Origin of the sequence: Halomonas sp. ATBC28, from assembly GCF_005937175.1 — a bacterium.
In the GTDB taxonomy this organism is placed as follows: Bacteria; Pseudomonadota; Gammaproteobacteria; order Pseudomonadales; family Halomonadaceae; genus Vreelandella; species Vreelandella titanicae.
The window spans coordinates 1-944 of record NZ_VCQL01000069.1 but is presented as its reverse complement, the minus strand read 5'-3'; the positions used below and the strand labels follow the sequence as shown (position 1 = coordinate 944).

Genomic DNA, 944 nt, shown 5'->3' with positions numbered 1-944 from the left:
CAATGTCTGGCAAACCTGCGTCAGAAGTTGCTCAAAGGTCGCAGAGGAATAAACACGTTGCAGTGGTGGATGTTGACCGATTTCGCTTCGGTCACAGATATAACCACTCCTGTCACGCATTAAATCAACACGCTCAAAGATTCTGGTGCGGTATTTCTCCAGCTCGTTCCCCCAGAGCGTGTATTCTCCGTTCCGGTTGTGAAGCAGAAGGTAACAGGTCATTTCCCCGTTACCAGGCATGGGGGCCTCGCCATACCCCGTAACGACTGCGCTCAGTACCCCTGAATCCATAACGGCATTGTCATTTTTCCTGAGCTGTTCCGCTCGTCGCTCCGCGCGACTACGTTCTGTATCCTCCTGCTCCTTCCGGCGCAATTCCTCTTCACGTTTAAGCAACTGGACTCTGAGAGCTGCAAGGCCGGATGCCCCCCACTGCTGCCACTGTTTTTCAAATGCCGTCTGACTCGCGGGAATGTCCTGTTTCTCCACCTTCCGGTAATGCTGTCGCAATTTTTCCATTTGCTGGCTCAGCGACTGGATTTTTCCCTGTTCGCTACGGTATTCCGGTGCCGCCCATTGCATCAGGGGAATACGGGAAAAACCGGACGAAAACGGCGATGATTTTTTCAGGCTGGCAGCATGGCTCATCGCTTCCTTTCGTTCGGTGTTCAGCTCTTCCCAGCGTCTGCGCGTCGCCTGCATATCTGCCATCATCGACATGGCATTACTGGTGAGTTTCCATGCCGCATTACTGTCCTTCGGCAACGCTTCGATGATGTCACGTAGTGTGTACGAAGTTGCGTTGTCAGGAAGCACGATATTCAGAAGGTCAGCCACACGGCGGGCAGGCTCTGTCAGCCCGCTGTTTCTGAGTTCGGTACGGGAAATCTGTATTTCCAGGTTAAGTCTGTTAATCAGACGATTCTGTTCGCCGCGTTCTGTTT

General features: G+C 52.8%; 1 protein-coding gene. It reads right to left on the bottom strand.

From position 1 onward, the window contains the following. A partial coding sequence (locus E0L35_RS25330) for a hypothetical protein (protein ID WP_349304658.1) occupies positions 1–944 on the bottom strand: 944 nt, incomplete at both ends.